Origin of the sequence: Rhodopirellula europaea 6C (assembly GCF_000338295.1) — a bacterium.
Taxonomy (GTDB): domain Bacteria; phylum Planctomycetota; class Planctomycetia; order Pirellulales; family Pirellulaceae; genus Rhodopirellula; species Rhodopirellula europaea.
Window position 1 is genome coordinate 174,241 of the sequence record NZ_ANMO01000097.1, and the last position, 17,156, is coordinate 191,396.

17 protein-coding genes are annotated in these 17,156 nt (G+C 56.3%); 12 read left to right on the plus strand and 5 right to left on the minus strand.

What is annotated here, in order from left to right:
- Nucleotides 1-431: 431 nt before the first annotated feature.
- Nucleotides 432-1,034 (plus strand): DUF1990 domain-containing protein, encoded by a 603-nt coding sequence (locus tag RE6C_RS09290; protein ID WP_008655922.1) that lies wholly within the window; start codon nucleotides 432-434, stop codon nucleotides 1,032-1,034.
- A 129-nt stretch (nucleotides 1,035-1,163) separates the two neighbouring features.
- On the opposite strand, the gene RE6C_RS09295 is transcribed toward RE6C_RS09290, so the two are convergent.
- Entirely contained in the window at nucleotides 1,164-1,976 is an 813-nt protein-coding gene (locus RE6C_RS09295) for a ZIP family metal transporter (protein WP_008655924.1), read from the minus strand.
- Between the two features lie 180 nt (nucleotides 1,977-2,156).
- Here RE6C_RS09295 and RE6C_RS09300 point away from each other — a divergent pair, with 180 nt between their 5' ends.
- From RE6C_RS09300 to RE6C_RS09320, 5 genes are all read left to right on the plus strand, one after another.
- Entirely contained in the window at nucleotides 2,157-3,215 is a 1,059-nt protein-coding gene (locus RE6C_RS09300) for a sodium:calcium antiporter (protein ID WP_052034939.1), read from the plus strand.
- Nucleotides 3,216-3,296: 81 nt separating this feature from the next.
- Nucleotides 3,297-4,367: an NAD-dependent epimerase/dehydratase family protein gene (locus tag RE6C_RS09305; RefSeq protein WP_008655929.1), complete on the plus strand. Its 1,071-nt coding sequence runs from the start codon at nucleotides 3,297-3,299 to the stop codon at nucleotides 4,365-4,367.
- Complete coding sequence (locus tag RE6C_RS09310; protein ID WP_008655931.1) at nucleotides 4,367-4,999, plus strand: vitamin K epoxide reductase family protein; 633 nt, start codon at nucleotides 4,367-4,369, stop codon at nucleotides 4,997-4,999. Before RE6C_RS09305 ends, RE6C_RS09310 begins: the two co-directional genes overlap by 1 nt.
- Entirely contained in the window at nucleotides 4,999-5,355 is a 357-nt protein-coding gene (locus RE6C_RS09315; RefSeq protein WP_008655933.1) for an SPW repeat domain-containing protein, read from the plus strand. The genes RE6C_RS09310 and RE6C_RS09315 overlap by 1 nt, the downstream gene beginning before the upstream one ends.
- Nucleotides 5,346-6,545, plus strand: a complete 1,200-nt coding sequence (locus tag RE6C_RS09320) for a hypothetical protein (RefSeq protein WP_236618063.1) — start codon at nucleotides 5,346-5,348, stop codon at nucleotides 6,543-6,545. Before RE6C_RS09315 ends, RE6C_RS09320 begins: the two co-directional genes overlap by 10 nt.
- Before the next feature lie 61 nt (nucleotides 6,546-6,606).
- Here RE6C_RS09320 and RE6C_RS09325 read toward each other — a convergent pair whose 3' ends face one another.
- The 3 genes from RE6C_RS09325 to RE6C_RS09335 are packed head-to-tail and all read right to left on the minus strand — an operon-like array spanning nucleotide 6,607 to nucleotide 9,652.
- Nucleotides 6,607-8,715 (minus strand): tetratricopeptide repeat protein, encoded by a 2,109-nt coding sequence (locus RE6C_RS09325; protein ID WP_008655936.1) that lies wholly within the window; start codon nucleotides 8,713-8,715, stop codon nucleotides 6,607-6,609.
- Entirely contained in the window at nucleotides 8,712-9,215 is a 504-nt protein-coding gene (locus tag RE6C_RS09330; protein ID WP_008655937.1) for a biopolymer transporter ExbD, read from the minus strand. The genes RE6C_RS09325 and RE6C_RS09330 overlap by 4 nt, the downstream gene beginning before the upstream one ends.
- On the minus strand, nucleotides 9,212-9,652 hold the full coding sequence (locus tag RE6C_RS09335; RefSeq protein ID WP_008655938.1) for an ExbD/TolR family protein: 441 nt from the start codon (nucleotides 9,650-9,652) through the stop codon (nucleotides 9,212-9,214). The genes RE6C_RS09330 and RE6C_RS09335 overlap by 4 nt, the downstream gene beginning before the upstream one ends.
- An 89-nt stretch (nucleotides 9,653-9,741) precedes the next feature.
- On the opposite strand from RE6C_RS09335, the gene RE6C_RS09340 reads away from it, so the two are divergent.
- From RE6C_RS09340 to RE6C_RS09360, 5 genes are all read left to right on the plus strand, one after another.
- Complete coding sequence (locus RE6C_RS09340) at nucleotides 9,742-10,383, plus strand: class I SAM-dependent methyltransferase (protein ID WP_008655939.1); 642 nt, start codon at nucleotides 9,742-9,744, stop codon at nucleotides 10,381-10,383.
- Between the two features lie 298 nt (nucleotides 10,384-10,681).
- Nucleotides 10,682-11,860, plus strand: coding sequence for a prenyltransferase/squalene oxidase repeat-containing protein (locus RE6C_RS09345; protein WP_008655941.1), 1,179 nt, complete (start codon nucleotides 10,682-10,684; stop codon nucleotides 11,858-11,860).
- Between the two features lie 320 nt (nucleotides 11,861-12,180).
- A complete protein-coding gene (locus RE6C_RS09350) occupies nucleotides 12,181-13,002 on the plus strand; it encodes a PSP1 domain-containing protein (RefSeq protein WP_037252507.1) in 822 nt (273 codons plus the stop codon).
- 43 nt (nucleotides 13,003-13,045) lie between these two features.
- Nucleotides 13,046-13,471, plus strand: a complete 426-nt coding sequence (locus RE6C_RS09355) for a Minf_1886 family protein (protein ID WP_008655943.1) — start codon at nucleotides 13,046-13,048, stop codon at nucleotides 13,469-13,471.
- Nucleotides 13,472-13,519: 48 nt separating this feature from the next.
- Nucleotides 13,520-14,416 carry a class I SAM-dependent methyltransferase gene (locus tag RE6C_RS09360; protein WP_008655944.1) on the plus strand — a complete coding sequence of 299 codons (897 nt, stop codon included), beginning with the start codon at nucleotides 13,520-13,522 and terminating at the stop codon, nucleotides 14,414-14,416.
- A gap of 220 nt (nucleotides 14,417-14,636) precedes the next feature.
- Here the strand turns inward: RE6C_RS09360 and RE6C_RS09365 are convergent, their stop codons facing one another.
- Nucleotides 14,637-15,689, minus strand: a complete 1,053-nt coding sequence (locus RE6C_RS09365; protein ID WP_236618064.1) for an NHL repeat-containing protein — start codon at nucleotides 15,687-15,689, stop codon at nucleotides 14,637-14,639.
- A gap of 63 nt (nucleotides 15,690-15,752) precedes the next feature.
- On the opposite strand from RE6C_RS09365, the gene RE6C_RS09370 reads away from it, so the two are divergent.
- A complete protein-coding gene (locus tag RE6C_RS09370; protein ID WP_008655948.1) occupies nucleotides 15,753-17,081 on the plus strand; it encodes a DUF6666 family protein in 1,329 nt (442 codons plus the stop codon).
- Nucleotides 17,082-17,156 lie beyond the last annotated feature (75 nt).

Here is a 17,156-nt window from a genome sequence, read left to right on the forward strand (position 1 = left end):
AATCGCGAGTTTGCATGACTTTTGTTTGGCATCTGAAAGATTGGAATTGGGCGGATCCATTCAACTGTTTTCAACGTCGCGAGGAGCAAGCAGATTGCATTGCGCTGTCGCTTTCCTGTGATTCAAACGCGATGCCGTTTAGCCAACTTGATTGGGGCACTGCCGCACGCGGGCCAGAAGCATCGGTGCACAAGTCGTTTTGTCTTCGTCGACGACCGCTGCTAAGCAACTGCAATCCGATCAATCTCGGACGCGAATGAGTATTTGATTTTCGATCAGACCGCATGCGATATCTTTACGCTCTGCCGTTTGGATTTTCTACACAACACTGATGATTGAGTGATTCGCGTTGTCTGGAAGATGTCGCCACGGTTTGATCGTCCTGTGCCGTGACATTCCCTTGCAACGCTTACCATTGCCGAAAAGTCTCAATGTTCACTTTGGCCAAGCCGACCCATCAACAGCTTTTGCACAGAATCTCACAGCAGTCACGGTCATCGTTTAACTACCCCGACGTCGGTGCGAGTCAAAGGGCATTCCCAGATGGGTATGAACACCATCGACATCGAGTTTCACTAGGAAACGGACGAGAAATCTTCGAAAGTGCGAAGGCGGCACTTGAGAACTGGCGTCAGTTCGATGTCGGATGGGTGGAGGCATTTCCTGCGAACACCGCCATCACTGTCGGAAATACGATTGCGATTCGCGTGCGGATCTTCGGCGTGTGGGCGGTCGCGTTTGACCGCATCGTCGATGTCTTTGACGAGCAGAAGGAGAATTGCCATCGCTTCGGGTATTCAGTGGGGACATTGATGGAACATCCGGAGCAGGGCGAAGAGCGGTTTTTGATTGAGATGGACGATGACTGCAAAGTGGATTACGAAGTCGCGGCGTTCTTTCGACCGAACACGCTGGCCGCGAAAATTGCTTGGCCGATCCTGCATCGACGATTCAATCGTTTTCGAAACCAATCCGCTGAGGCTTTGCAACTTGCATGTGCACCTGTGGCAGCCGAATACCCAATCGATGGTTAGGTAGGCAGGGGCCATGCGGCATCTAGATCGTTGCAGCGAACGCCACGATCCCATGCACAACCGTGGCGAATTCCCAAACGAGTCACGCGATCATTTCAGATCAACTGTTTCGATCTGCTGTGCGTTTGGCTATCCCAATGAGACATCGAGGATCATCATCACGGTGAACCCGATCATGAGGCAGAGCGTTGCCAGATCTTCATTGCCTTCTTGGTGTGTTTCGGGAATGAGTTCTTCCACGACGACATACACCATCGCCCCGGCGGCAAAGCTGAGGGCAAACGGCAGCACGGGGGCCGCGTAGACAACGATTGCTGCTCCAAAGACCGCGGCGATCGGTTCAACGATTGCGGAGGCTTGAGCGATCAACCAAGATTTCGTCCTAGTCATACCTTCGCCACGCAGAGGCACGGCGACCGCGATGCCTTCGGGAAGGTTCTGAAGACCAATTCCAATCGCGAGTGCCGTCGCTCCACTCAACGTGGCCGATTCAATCTCAGCGGCTGCGCTGCCAAACGCGACTCCCACCGCGAGCCCTTCGGGAATGTTGTGCAGTGTGATCGCTGCGATCAACAGGACGCTTCGTTGCCATGCTGTCTTGGGGCCTTCTGCGGATTCGGTTGGCAGACCACGGTGCAGGTGCGGCAGACTGCGGTCCAAGCCATACAGGAATGCACCTCCAACGAGAAAGCCGACCGCGGCAGGCAACCAACTTGGCCATCCTTGTTCGGAAGCGGCCTCGATCGATGGAGCGAGCAAGCTCCAATAGCTCGCTGCCAACATCACGCCGCCGGCGAACCCCAGCATCGCGTCGAAAAGTTTGCGAGGCACATTGGTCAGCCCGAACACCACCGCCGCGCCGAGTGCCGTGAGCGCCCATGTGAATACGCCGGCCAACAAGGCTTGGAGGACAGGAGTCTGTTGTTGCAGCCAATCGATCATGAGTGTGAACGTGTTTGCCGAGGTGAGTTGTTGCGTCTCTTCCCGTGACGCTGCGTTTCAAAGGCAGTGAGCATTTCAAAAGCCCGGGGCCCGATGACAACGAGTGTACCGGCGATTCAGGCAACATCACTGCGCTCCGCCGAGATTGCACACGGCGCGCCACTTGCTCCGCGTGAAATCATGTCTGTGTTGAATGAATTGTCGTTGCCGCTCAACGTTGTTGTGTTCGCTATTGGTGCAGCTTTGGTCTGGTTCGCTGGCACCAAGCTCAGTCAATACGTCGATCTTTTCGCGGATCGAACTGGGATGGGCAAAGCGTTCGCCGGAGCCTTGTTACTAGGTGGAGCGACCAGCTTGCCTGAACTGGCGACAACGATCACGGCGTCCTGGTCGGGGGCAGCCCAGCTCGCCGGTGCAAACTTATTGGGCGGAGTGGTGATGCAAATCGCCGTGTTAGCGTTGATTGACGTTGCCGTCTTGCGCGGTCGGCCGCTCACGCTGTTTTCACCGAACTCGTCGTTGTTGATGGCCGGAGTCTTACTCATCGCGCTGGTCGCTTTGGCGTCAGCGGCGGTCTCGGCGGGCGAACTCTTTTCGTTTGCAGGAATCGGATTTTGGCCGGTCGCCTTGTTTCTCGCGTATGTCGGATCTATCTGGGTGATCTATCGCTACGAAGGCGACCCGCGATGGCAACCTCGCGGCGAAATTGCTCAACCGCCCGAGTCGGCTCGAGATTTGAAGGATGCCTATCAATCGGCGTATGAGTCCGTTTCGACGAAAAAATTGATCGCTCTGTTCTTCGCCGCATCGTCCGTCGTTTTGGTGGGCGGATTTCTTGTTGCGAAAACCGGTGAATCGATTGCCGAGCAAACCGGGATCGGGCAAAGCTTTGTCGGCGCAACGTTGGTGGCACTGGCGACGAGTCTGCCGGAGGTCAGCACAACGTATTCGGCGGTCCGGTTCGGGGCGTATAGCATGGCCGCCGCGAATATCTTGGGCACCAACAGCCTGGAAGTCGCGTTGTTTTTGCCTGCGGACATGGCCTACCGGGATGGAGCGATTTTCGACGCGATGAATCCTTCGGACGCTTTCTTGGCCGCCATCGGAATTGTTGTGACCGGCGTGTATTTGTGGGGAATCTTGGAACGACGCGACAAGACAGTGTTCGGCATGGGCGTCGATTCGTTCGCGGTTATGGTCGTGTATCTCGGCGGCTTAGCGATTTACTGGACGTTGTGATTTTTCTCGCTGAGTTTTTGGCATGTCGCTTGCGTGCAGTGCGTCTCAAACGACGACGTCTACTCAGTTGTTAGGAGCATCATGTCAGAACAACAAACCACGAGTCAGCGCCCCGCCGTGATCGTGACCGGCAGCACGGGAATGCTGGGATATCCGGTTTGCCTGCGGCTCGCTGATGCTGGCTACCAAGTCTTTGGATTCGATCGGGTCGGTCTTCCCGAACCACCCAAGCAACATGAATTCGTTCGCGACATCCAGTGCGATATGGCTGACTCCGCGTCTGTCCGTGCCGCGATGAAGAAGGTCCATGAATTGACCGGCGGTCGCCTTGCCAGTGTCGTTCACATGGCGGCGTACTATGACTTTTCCGGTGAGGACAGCGATCTGTACGAGAAGGTCACCGTCAATGGAACCGACCGGCTTCTCAATCAACTCGAAGACTTTGAACTTGATCAGTTCGTATTCACCAGCACCATGCTCATCCACAAACCGTGTGAGGTCGGTGAACGAATTCGCGAAGACGATCCGTTGGAGGCCAAGTGGCCGTATCCCCAAAGCAAACTCGAGACCGAGAGATTGATTCGCGAGGGGCACCCGAACGTCCGTTCCGTTTTCTTACGAATCGGCGGAGTGTACACGGACTATGGCCGACAACCGACGCTCGTCCAACAGATCAAACGCATCTATGAAAAAGATTTCCAAGGGCACTTCTTCCCGGGCGATCCGGAGGCTGGCCAATCCGCGGTGCACTTGGATGACACGGTCGAGTCGATCGTGCGCACGGTGGAGCGACGGGCTGACATCGAAGCCAAAACGGCCATTCTGATCGGCGAGCCAGATCCGCTTTCGTACCGAACTCTCCAAGACCGGATCGGAATGGAACTTCACGGCAAAGATTGGGCGACGCTGTATGTTCCTTCCGCGCTTGCAAAGGTCGGGGCGGCGGTGACGGATGTGGTCCAACGAGGCGACGCGTTCATCAAACCATTCATGATCGACATGGCCGACGATCACTATGCGCTCGACATTTCTCGGGCCAAAGAGTTGCTGGGTTGGGAACCGCAACGCAGTCTTTCGGAGACGCTGTCGACGATAACCGGTCAGCTCAAATCCGACCCAGACACTTGGTATCGAAAGAATGGGTTGAAGTGATGTCGCAAGTCACCATTCCGGTGGACGATCTGAACCGAAACGTCCCACCTTACAATCACAACCCGTCGGCTTGGAGTCAGCGGATTCCGATCTGTTTGTTGGCATTTGTTGCGGCGGCAATCTCTGCCCATTTGTCGCTCTATCAATGGGAATTGATCGAAAGTGCCTATGATCCTGTGTTCGGCGATAGCAGCAACGATGTGCTCACGTCGGATACCGCGAAAAGGATGTACGGCATCCTTGGCATTCATGACGCTTCGCTGGGCGTGTTGGCCTATCTCGGTGACGCCATTTTGGGATTCGCCGGATCCACGAGACGTTGGCAGTACCGACCCTGGTTGGTCATCCTGTTCGGCATCGATGTCATCCCACTCGGTATCGTGAGCGTGATCTTGGTGATCTGCCAAGCCTTCCTGGTTGGGGAATGGTGCTTTCTCTGCCTAGTGACCGCAGCGATCTCGTTGGTGCTCGTCTATTGGGCGTGGGACGAAGTGCGAGTGTCGCTGGCGTATCTGCGCATTGTTTGGAAAGAGCATCACGACAAGCGGCTGCTTTGGGATGCGATTTGGGGCGTTCGTTCGGAACGATTGGACGCTGCCGGTGAACAACTACTTTCTCGCGAGGTACGCTGATGTGGGGGCGAGTGATCGAAATCATGACGGCGGTTTGGTTGGCGGCCAGCCCATTCGTGTTTGGTGTGCAGGCAGATCCAACCTTGCTGTGGGCGGACCTTGGAGTCGCTCTGCTGATCTGTGTGCTCTCTGCGTTGTCCTATTGGCCTCCAACACGTCACGCTCATTTGCTGATCCTGCTGGTCTCAATTGGATTGATTGTTTGGGGGCGATTCGCGGTCCTGCCGCCAACTCCCGCCCACCAAAATCACATCTTCGTTGGGATCTTTCTTTCGATGATGGCGTTGATTCCCAACGAAGCTTCTTTGCCACCCCGAGCGTGGCGGAAATTCCCCGCGAGCGATGAATGCCCGTGAGCGATCGACTCGTCGATATCGGAGTGATCGTCACAGGAACTCTGGACGCGGTGGACGAAGCCGCGGTGCGTCGTGGGCTCGATCAGTTTCGCGAATTTGTGAAGGATCGTTTCCCGGAATTCAGATGGGACGTTAAAACGACGAGGCGTCCGGAAGCGGTCGCGGCGAAGCGAACCGCGCCGAGTGCTTTGTTGCAACAAGCGTTGAATGAGCGAGACGAACAACACTGGGATTTTGCGTTCGCGATCACCGCCGCAGAACTTGAAAGCCACTACTCGCATCACTGTTTCGCGGCGCTGAGTCGACCACTGGATTCCGCTGTGTTTTCGCTTTCATTGATCGACCCACGAGCAATCGGCCACGACGCGGAATCGGAACAACGAATCGCCACCATCGCCAATCGGTTGAGCCGTTTGATGTTGCATGCGCTTTCGCACCTGCTCGGGCTCGGACGCGATTCAAATCCGAAGAACTTGCTGTTTCATCCTTCATCGGCAGAGCAGCTTGATGAGATGGAAGAGCTGACCGATTTGCAAGCGGAACAACAAATCGCGGCGCTCGCGGAAATTGCCGATCAACGTCTGGAAGAACGATCGGGTAGTTCAACGCCGTGGATCAACTTCATGCTGCGATCGGCGGTGATCAACGCCCGTGAAATCTGGCAAGCCATTTTCGCGGCTCGGCCATGGCAATTTCCGCGGCGGTTGAGCGGTCTGACTTTGGCGGCCGTGTCCACGTTGGTCGTTTTGCTGCTGACGGCTGAATCGTGGGACTTGGCTTTATCGCAAAGCTTCGCCAGCACCACGGTTTTGGTGCTCGTCTCCTGGATCGGCACAACCACCTACGTCGTCTTTCGTCAGCAATTGATAGTTCCCAATCGCACACGGCAAAGCGAGCAGATGGTCGTCACGAATCTGTCCGCGATTGGAATCGTGTTTGCCGGAATGTTGGTGACTTGGTTGACGCTAACGGCGGCCGCGCTGGCAATCGCCGGTCTGTTGTTTGGTCCCACCCTGATTGCCGAATGGGCCGCTTCACTTTCGCAACCAGCGTCGCAAATCGGATGGGCGGAACGTTTTTCGATGTCAACCTTCAGCGCATCGCTGGGGTTGATGATTGGTGCGTTGGGTACCAGCTTCGAGTCACAACACTACTTTCGTCACATCATCTTTGTCGACGAAGAGATCTGAATGCGTCGCTTGGATTGAATGATCTCTGGGATTCGGTGCCGTCCGTTGAACCGAGATGAAATCACTGCTCCGAAAGGCGTTCGTATGCATCCCGCGTCATTCGGTCTGTCGGTGGAATCGTCAGCAAAATCATTTTCGCGGATGCTTTTGCTTTGTCTGGCTCTCCGGACGCCGCGACGGATTTGATCCATCCAATCATTGCTGCATGCCAACTTGGGTTGCCTTGGGGAAGTCCGTCTGCCAGTCGCTTCCACCATCTCGCAGCATGCCTCTGATCCGATTTCGAATGGGAGACGGCGTAGGACGTCGCCGCTCTCCGGCACCATTCATCCGCTTCGGAAGGTGTTCGTTGCAATTCGGTTGCTATCAACGAATCTGCGGCATCACGCTGGCCTGCCCAAATCAGCCAACCGGCACGCTGCATATCGGTGGGGAAGTTTCCATCAGATGGGAGTGACAGCAGGCAACGCCCAATGTCGACTCGGCGAATCGGATTCTGAACAACATCCTTTTCCAGCCGCATCGCCAAGGCGTCATTCACTCCAGCCGGTGGTGAAGCCTCGATGACATCCGTTTGGTTTTGACGAAAGGATGCGAGTTGTTGAAAGAAACCATCGCTGGTTTCCTTCTGCAGTTCGCTCCACAGCGATTCGGAGGTTTCTGCAATTAACACTGTCAGGTCCGCATGAGTTCGCCGAACGATCTCCGACGCATCGTGTTCTTGAAACGCTTGGTGCATTGACGCGACGACGTCCGGACTTGGTTGGTCGATCCACGCTTTCGCCCAAGCTTGGATCGCCTGAACACGCACCGAATCAGCGGTGGATTCGTTCATCCAGTGAACGTTTGCAAATTGCACGGAGATCTTCGCAGCCTCGAGCCATTTCGATTGTCGTTCGGCCCAAGCCATTCGCCAACGCGTCGCGGCAAAAGCGGATTGCGATTCCGGCCATTGATTCGCGATCTGAATCAGCATCGCTTCGATGTCGGCATCCGATGCAGTCGTTGGTCCCGCAGCCTGACCGATGGTGGCCGCCTGCAACAACGCGTCAGCGGAGCTTGTCGAATGGGGGTGTCGCTGGCTGATCCGACGAAGCAACTCGATCGCAGCTTTCGAATTCGATTGCCGAGAAAGGATCGCCGCCGCTTTCATTGCTGAGTCAACACTGCGGCGGGCGACATCGTCAGACACGGCAGCTTTGGCAAAGTGCAATGCGGCTTGCATCGACTGGCCGCGTCGCAGGTAGTACATCGCATCGGCGATCCACAACCGTGGATCGGATCCGTCGCCCGGTGGTGTGGCCGAGTCCATGCCTGATTGCAAACGTGTTTGCGCCACGATCGTGTCCGCCCGATCTTTCGCGTTGGCACCGTGACGCTCGCGAATGATTTCCAACCAATCGGCAATTGCTTCTTCATCCTTTTGCGCGAGCAGGTAACGCAGTCGAACCAAGTCCATGCCGACGCCGGCGTTTGTCACCGATGGGTCGCTTCCATAGACGGAATGAAGCATCTGTTCTGCTGTTTCCATGTCGCCGGCCGACAGCGCGACTCGGACCCGCAGAGCTCGTGCGGATTCGGCCGATGAGTTTGAATCGGAACCCGTTGGTGCGACACTCGCCGATTCACGAAGAACAGCCGCTGCCGATCGTGCGTCGCCTTGGCGGAGATGAGCTTCGGCGAGCAATCGCAAGACTTCCGCGCGAGCGATTCCTTCAGCGGGCAACGCCAGCAACGCTGCTTCAGCGACCTTGACCGCTTCGGCGGCCGATGCGACCCCGTCGCCGCTTCCTTCGGCGAACAGTTCGGACTTGAGCACCGCCAATTCCACTCGGGAAAGCCACAGTAAGCTCACTTCGCGAGGTGACTCGGATGGCTGCAATTCATTCAGTCGTGACTGCAACTTCCCATCGGCTTCGCCAACGTTTGTCAGCAAGATCGAGAGTTTGTCGTCAGGGATCGGTCTCGCGATGACCTCGATCAGATCGTTCCGAGTCGACTGCACATGGCTGTCGGCTGAACTTGAATCCACCAGCCGAGAAGTGCGACTTGTCGTGTTCGCATTTGCGGCGTCAAATGTCGTTTGAGCCAAACCGACCGAGGGCCAAAGCATCAACAACAGACCGATGACAACTGCGACAAAATCTAAATATCTAAGCAAGGCACTCATGGCGTGATGGGCTCCGCCGAGTCGTCCACCGATTGCGATGAACTGTCAGCTGAAACCGCCAGGTGAACTCGATCGAACCCTGACAATCGAACCATGTCGACGGTCGCAACGGTGGCTGCCATCGAAACATCGCCGTCCGGATCTACAATCACGGGAGGCGAAATTCCTAGTTCCGCGATCGCATCCAACCGTTCCCGCAATGAGATCACGGAATTGAATTGCGTCGTCCCCAGAACATATCGCACGGATTTGGAACCGGCGCTTTCGATCTTCAGAATCAGTTCCTCCATCGGAACATCGGTCGTTTCTTCGGGAGGCAGTGTCTCGGACGAAACGGACGTCGACTCCGCAGCAACTGCCAACCCGCCCGGCATGTCTTGCTCGGGCGCATCGAAACTACTGGTCCAGACAAAGAACACCAGCAACAGAAAAACGACATCGATCATCGAAGTCATCCCGACGCTCTGTTGTGAATTGCTTCGGATGGCGGGTCGCTTCATCGTGACGCTCCCGGCCGACTGGATGATGGCAACGTCGCGATTGATAAGTCGCGGATACCGATTTGGTTGATGCGATGCAGCACTGGTTCGACAAATTGATACGCAACGCTTTGATCAACTCGCAGACGAACGGGCGTCTCAACGATCGATTTGGTTTGACTGAGCCGAGTGATCATCTCGTCCAGGTTCACCTGGGTCGCTCCCAGCCACAGCTGATGGGATGAGTCCATGGTCAGATTGATCGGCGCCGCGTTGGGATCACTTTCGATCGATGACTGGGCTGATGGCAAGTCGACGGCATGCCGGTTTTCTTGGCGAGCCAAGTGACTGGAAACGAGGAAGAAGATGATCAGCAGAAACACGACATCGATCATCGGTGTCATGTTGATCTCGTCCACCCGACGACCGTTTTGAATGGATTGGCTGGGTGAACGCATGGGAGAATGAGATGAGCGAGATAGTCACGACGGTTCCAGACCACTATCGTAGTGCAAATTCTACATTTGTTTTTCACGCGAAAAATTGCATGACTTCGGAATCTTCCTCGTCGCTTTCACAAGACACGCCAGATTGTCCCGAAGTTCCGCGTGGTGGTGCCTGGACGTTCGTCAAAAATTTCGCCCGAAACCCGAACCAGGTGGGGGCGGTTTGGCCCAGCAGCCCCGGTTTGGTCAAACGAATGGTCGAATGGTTTGACTGGGAAAACGCTCGCGGGGTCGTCGAATTCGGGCCTGGGACCGGCGTCTTCACCGAAGCCATTCAGAACCATCTGCACGAAGACGCAAAATTCTTTGCAATTGAGCGGTCGCCCGAGCTGGCTGCGATCACGCGAGGCCGTTGCCCGCAAGTCAATGTGGTCGAGGATTCGGCCGAGTCGGTTGCAGATCTTTGCCGGGACAATCAGATCGACCAGGTCCACGCGATCATCTGCGGTTTGCCTTGGGCGTCTTTTCCCGACAGTTTGCAAACCAGCATCCTGGAAGCCACTCTGGACGTGTTGGCTCCCGGTGGTCAGTTCGCGACCTTTGCGTATTGGCAGGGCGTCGTTTTGCCCGCGGGCCAGCGTTTTTCGAAAAAGCTTCGAGGGGCTTTCACCGAGGTGCATCGCAGCCCGACGGTTTGGCGAAATATGCCACCGGCGTTTGTTTATCGATGCGTCAAACGATAGAGCTTTCACTGTCCTCTTGGGCATGACCGTTGCATTGGTGACAACCTCGGTCGTCGTTTGACTGAATCAACGTCCTGCGCTCTCCATGGTCGCGAGGAATACGCGAGGTGGTGAAGAAACCGCCATCGGTGACGCTATTTCCATCCATCGGTTGGGATGGAAGACGATTGATCGTTCATGGGCGAGCAGCGACAATTAGGAGTGTTCGGCCGATTCTTTTGGCGGCGCTCAAAAACATTTCGCGATCACATTCGCGTTCTAAAATTCCCCACATCTCTACCTTCGTAGGAAACCCAACATGCAATTGGATTGGATCTCTCGAACGTCCACTCGCACTTTCGCCTTGACCGCTATGGGGTTGTTGTTCGCTTCCGCATTCTGCGTTTCGGGTGTGGTCACATCGCCCGTGATGGCGGAAGAAGCCGCGGCCAAAGACACACGGACGGCCGATCAGCGAATCGATCAAATGGTCGATCGCGGAATCGAGTTCTTGCGCACTCGCGGTCAGAGCGACGAGGGTGCATTCAGTGGTGAAACCGGAGCTGCCGTCACGGGATTGTGCGTGCGAGCGATCTTGGAACATCGCCCCGAAGCCATTTCGACTGACCCGGTGATTGCGAAAGCGATCAAGTACTTGGAATCGAAAGTCCAACCTGACGGTGGCATCTACGCGACCGGGTCAAAGCATCGGAACTACGAAACCACCACCGCCGCGATGGCTTTGAACAAAGCCAACCAAGACGGCCGTTTCGACAGCCAACTTGAGCGGGCGAAGAACTTTTTGAAAGACATCCAGTGGGACGAAGAGGAAGGTGCCGAACCGGGTGACACCGCGTATGGCGGGGCCGGCTATGGCAGCCACTCGCGTCCCGACTTGTCAAACACCGCGTTTTTGATCGAAGCCCTTCACGATCTTGGAACGGATCCTCAAGACGAATCGATTCAAAAGGCTCTCGTGTTTGTCAGCCGGACTCAGAACCTGACTCAACACGGCAACGATACCCAACATGCCGACAAGATCGGCGACGGTGGTTTCTATTACACACCTGCCGCGGGTGGTCAAAGCAAAGCAGGTGAGTCCGCGGACGGCGGCCTGCGAAGTTACGGCTCGATGACTTACGCTGGCTTGAAAAGCATGATCTATGCGGGGCTGACACCCGAGGATCCACGCGTCAACGCCGCGCTCGATTTCATTCGCAATCACTACACCTTGGACAACAACCCAGGCATGGGTGCCCAGGGTCAGTATTACTACTACCACACATTTGCCAAAGCATTGGATGTGGCTGGATTGGAAGTGGTCGAGTCGACCGATGCGGGACCGCGAGATTGGCGAACGGATCTGATCAACAAGCTCGAAGCGGAGCAACAAGAAGATGGCTCGTGGGTGAACCGCGAAGCCGAGCGTTGGATGGAAGGCGATCGCCAGCTCGTCACCGCTTACTGCTTGCTCGCACTCAAGCACGCTCGCAAGTAAACGAGTCTTCTCGATAGCTCGTCCGCGTTCTCAATTTTCACGGACGAGCGACTTGGTCAGCGGCGGCGATCCACTTGGCGGATCACTTTCCGCGGATTGGTTTGTCGCCGATTTGCCATTTCGGTCCGTGGCGTTTGGGTTCCACGCGATTGAAGAACAACAAATCTAGGCGAGCCCGTCCGATCGCGTACAATTGGGATATCCAATTTGCATCGCCACCGACGGACCGACCCATTAAATCCTCGACCTCTCCACCGAATGATGCCGAAACGAATCGGCCGACCGTGCCCCGCGATGGGTACGTGTGCCGTTATGGCTCCATGAGGTTGATGGGCGTGATGACCGCGACCGAGTGTTTTCGGTATGGCGATGAAGTCGTGATCCGCAGCGATCGCGGCACCGAGATTGCCACCGTGCTGTGCGAGGCAACCAACGAAGCGGTCGGGCAGGTTCCCACGAAGGGCAACGCGGAGCCGGTTCAGGGGAAAATCATTCGCCGGCTCGATACGACGGATCGAGGCGATTGGTCGCAAATGTCAGAAATGACTCGCAAGGATCTGCTGGCGGCCAAGAAATGCGTCGACCAGCTGAAACTTCCGATGCAAGTGATCGATGTTGAGCGATTGCTCGGCGGCGAGCGTGTGATTGTTTACTTCGTCGCCGATGGCCGAGTCGATTTTCGCGAATTGGTCAAATTGGTCGGCCGCGAATTTCAGACGCGGATCGAAATGCGTCAAATCGGTATCCGGGACGAGGCGAAATTGCTGGCCGATTACGGCGATTGCGGGCAAAAGGTCTGCTGCAGCCGTTTTCTCAGCAAGATGCCGCCGGTTTCGATGAAAATGGCAAAACTGCAGCGGGCCTCGTTGGACCCGGCAAAAATCTCAGGACGATGCGGGCGATTAAAATGTTGTCTGCGTTACGAATTCGAAACCTACGAGGAAATGGCAGAGGAGCTCCCCCCGATCGGCAGCGAAATTCTGACCCGTGATGGATCCGCCAAGGTTCTCGCCCAAGACATCTTGGCCGGGCAATTGGTGGTCAAGACCGATGACCATCGACGCGTTATGATTCCTGCGGGTGACGTTGTCAGCGTGACAAAGCGGGGTTCCGGGGAACCCACTAAACAACGTAAACGCTGAGCCCACTCGAAACACTTCCTTTTCTTTTCCTCGATCCTTCGCCATGCCATCTCCTGTCAAAGCGATGCAGGACCTCCTGCGAGACGACACTCGATACAAACTCGAGGCGTATCAATTCATTCGCGAAGCGTTGCAATACGCTCACGAGAATTTGGACGCGATCGGGCCGCTCGGATTTGGTCCGTCTGATGACCCAAGCAGCGACGCGCCGCGTCATTTGACCGGACAACAACTCTGCGAGGCATGCCGTTTGTACGCCATCGACCAATTCGGTTATCTAGCCCAAATGGTGCTGGAGAATTGGGGCCTGCGACGAACCGGCGATTTCGGTGAATTGGTTTACAACCTGATCCGGATCGAGCAAATGCGAAAAAGCGAATCGGATCGCCGAGAAGATTTTGACGACGTTTATGATTTTGAGAACGCGTTCCAACCCAAGTTCGAATTGGCTCTCAGCGACGAGGACTGATTGAAATCGAACGCGAAGCTCCTTCCTTTCACTCCGCGAAAAAGCATCATGCGTTTCTCTTCCTTGCTCGCACTTTGGATGTTGATTGGTTCGGCAACCATCCACGTCGGAAACGTAAACGCCGCTGACGCGGGTACGGGTGAGGCGACAACCGGCGAGGCGACGACCGATGTCGCTCGCCAAAGCGAGAAGCCGCGGCCAAAGGAAAATGCTCGCCGAACTTACATGGGCCGGATCGTCGCCCAACCGATGTCGCACCGCGGTGCCGCTTGGTTGGTTCGCCCGGAACGAGACGACGAGGAGAAGGCCGGCGAATCATTTGACCGCCTGGGCTTGAAGCCTGGCATGACGGTCGTCGATCTCGGATGCGGCAACGGTTACTGGACCATCCCGATGGCTCGTTCCGTGGCGGTCAAGAAACAAGCCGACTCACCCGACGCGGATGCTTCGTCGGCGGAGTCCAACGACGCGGCGGATGCGGATGATGACGCTGAATCGCTGGATGGTCAGGTTTTGGCGGTCGACATCCAACGAGAGATGTTGCAGATGCTGCAGCGGAATGCCGCTCGAGCAAAACTGGACAACATCCAACCGATTCTCGGTGCGATCGACGATCCCAAGTTGCCAGCCGGCAAGGTCGACTTGGTTCTTTTGGTTGATGTTTACCACGAGTTTTCGCATCCGGAATCGATGCTGTGGTCGATCCGACAATCGCTCAAACCCGACGGCGTGATCGCTCTGCTCGAATACCGAGCCGAAGATCCAGCCGTTCCAATCAAGCCGCTTCACAAAATGTCGAAGTCGCAAATCATGCAGGAATACAAAGCCTCGGATTTGAAGCTCGTTCGCGAATACAACGCTTTGCCGTGGCAGCACCTGATGTTCTTCGCCCGCGACGACAGTCCGTTGCCGGAAATCGAACCGGAACCGTTCAACCAAGAGTAGACGGCGGGCTCACCGTCAGAGCACTCGCAGGCGGCATCTGCCTGCCTCGCCCCGGATGGGGCCGTCGTGGAATTGAGCTGGACCCGCGCTGACCGGTTTGTCGGATTTGCTGCAGGTTGGCCACTCTTGGCCGACATCCACTCGGACGGGCAAGAGTGCCCATCCTACCTGCTTCAAAACCTCGTTGATGACTCAATCGACACGCCGGGACACTTGCGAATCACTCTGCCAACAGCTTCGTGACTTCTTTCGATTCGCGATCGATCCGGTATACCTGTTTGGCTTTCGGATCGGAAACGATCACCGCGTCGGCGGTCGCACTCAAGCCAACTGGGCCAAGCAACAGTTCTTCGTCGAACCATTTCTCGGTTTTGCCATCGGCGGTGAATTGCCAAATGCATTTCCCGTAGACGTCGGAAACGAAACCGGTGCCGTCGTGCCAAGCGATCCCGCCTGGGAAACCGTAGGGGCGATCCGTGACAACCGGCTCGCTGGTTTTCTCTGCGACGTTGATTTTCACGACCGCATCGGCATCAGGCGTGACTGCGTACAAGGCACCCTCATCGTCGAAGACCAAACCGCGGGCGTTCACGCGGACGATCAACTCGGGCTCGCCGCCTTCGATGGGCAATGCAAACGTGGCGCGTCGTTCGGCATCGCCGACGTAGATTGTTTTGCCATCGGGTGAAACGGCCAGCGCCATCGGGATTCCAAGGAATCCACCATTGAGCGGTTTGGCATCTTGCCCGCCGGGAGCATCCGCGTTGGGCGTCACGTGATAGATCTCACGTGTTGCCGAATCGCCAACCAGGACGCCGCCACCGGGGTGAGGCGTGGCGCTGTAAGGGCGATTCATTGTCTTGCGAAGATACCGTGATCCGGTCACGAATCGCTCGGGCTTGGCCGCTTCCGTCGCTGGCCATGGCACCGTCCAAACGCCCGGAGCATCCGAATCGAGCACGAACAACTTGTCATCCGACATCACCGCACCGCGCGGATAGACGGGACGCTCGGCTTCCGTCCAAAAATCGTCCGGGTAGGTCTCGGTCTTGGCTTCGGCCGTGGTCTCTGCGGCGGCCGCTTCGGTCTCCGCCGCGTCTTGAGCAGTCGCCGGGTGAGCCTGCAGAACAGTTCCCGAAACGATGGCAGCGATCAGCAGCCCACGCACGCTTCCAAAGCGACCTTCAGTAAATCCTGTGAAACACGATGGGGTGTTGCGGTGGGCTTTTGGGAAGATGAAATCGAAAATTCGGGTTGGGCAAGATTTATTCATGGGGAGGGTTATGACGTCCGATAAGTAAGAAGTTCCATGTCCCAATTCCGGCAATGACGTCTCATGATAACCATTCCCCGTCGATTGTTGTGCTTGTTCGCCTGTTTCATTGGTGCGATTGCGTCGATGACGTTGTCTCAAGCCGAAGCCGCAGACCAATTGATTCGCAGCCGGCCCGTTTCACAGGGAAACACGGTCGCGACGCGGACTTCGACGACGCACTCCGGATGGTCGCCACAAGGTAACAGCCAGTCGGTCCAGCGACACCAAGCGGCTTCAAATCGCAAGCCGACTTCGGTTTCACGGCCAGCGAACGGATCGGTCAAGCAAGTCGGCTACCTGGACGGTGGTTGCGATTGCGCCGAATGCTCTTCGGCGGGTGTCCTCGGCGGCCCCGGTTGCGGGATGGAAGCCAGCTGCGGACTCGAGGTCGGGTGTGGACTCGAAGAATACGGAGTCTGCAGTTGCGATGCGTGCAGCGGTGATTTGATGTCGGGCTGCGACAGTGGCTTTTGCGATGGCGGATGCGATGGGATGTGCGGCGGAGCCGAAATCGATTGCTTCCCGCTGTTCCTGCCAATCTTGCGAGTCGATTGGAGCCGTTTCTCGTTCTTCGCTGGATCGCAGGCATTCAAGTCGCCTATGAACTACCCCGCTTTGGACGTTGCCGGCCAACCTCGCGGTGGCAGCGGAAGTTTTGGTTACTACCAAGGGTTCAACGAAGGTCGTGATCTTCGCAACTGGTTGGGGCTGGATCTCTCCGCGCAACTCGGTGTGCGAGCCACGCAAACCAATCTGGACGGCGAAGAGTTCACAAGCGGACGGATGCACCAAGTCTTCGTGACCGGCGGTCTGTTTCGTCGCGTCGACTACGGCCTGCAATACGGATTGGTCGTCGACTACCTGAACCAAGACTGGTACTACCAAAGTGATCTGTTGCAACTACGCGGCGAGTTGAGCTGGAAGGTTTCCGCTTGCCACGAATTCGGATTTCAATTCATGGCGGGAGTCACTGATCAGATCGTGACCACGGAAGCCGGCGGCTTCACCAGTTCGGAGACCATTGAACCAGTCGACCAGTACCGAGCATTCTATCGCCGAGCGATGGGCACGACGGGACACATGACCGCGTTTCTCGGTGGCACCAGCGAAGAACACTTCATTTGGGGCAGCGAGATGGAGATCCCGTTGCAAACCAATTGGTCGCTGTTGGTCGGATCGGCATACTTCAGCCCCGGTGACGATGCGGCGTTGGATGCAAACGAAGCCGAAGGTTGGAACTTGTCGATTGGCTTCGCATTCCGACCGGGCGTCACTGGACCAAAGCAACGCTACCGCAACCCACTCTTCAATGTTGCTGACAACGGATCGTTCTTCGTCTTCCGTCGCTAAGCCAACTCGCGAGATCGAGTTTGCCCGCATCCCGTGCTACCGCAGCAAAATTGCACAAGCACGGAAATACCTGCC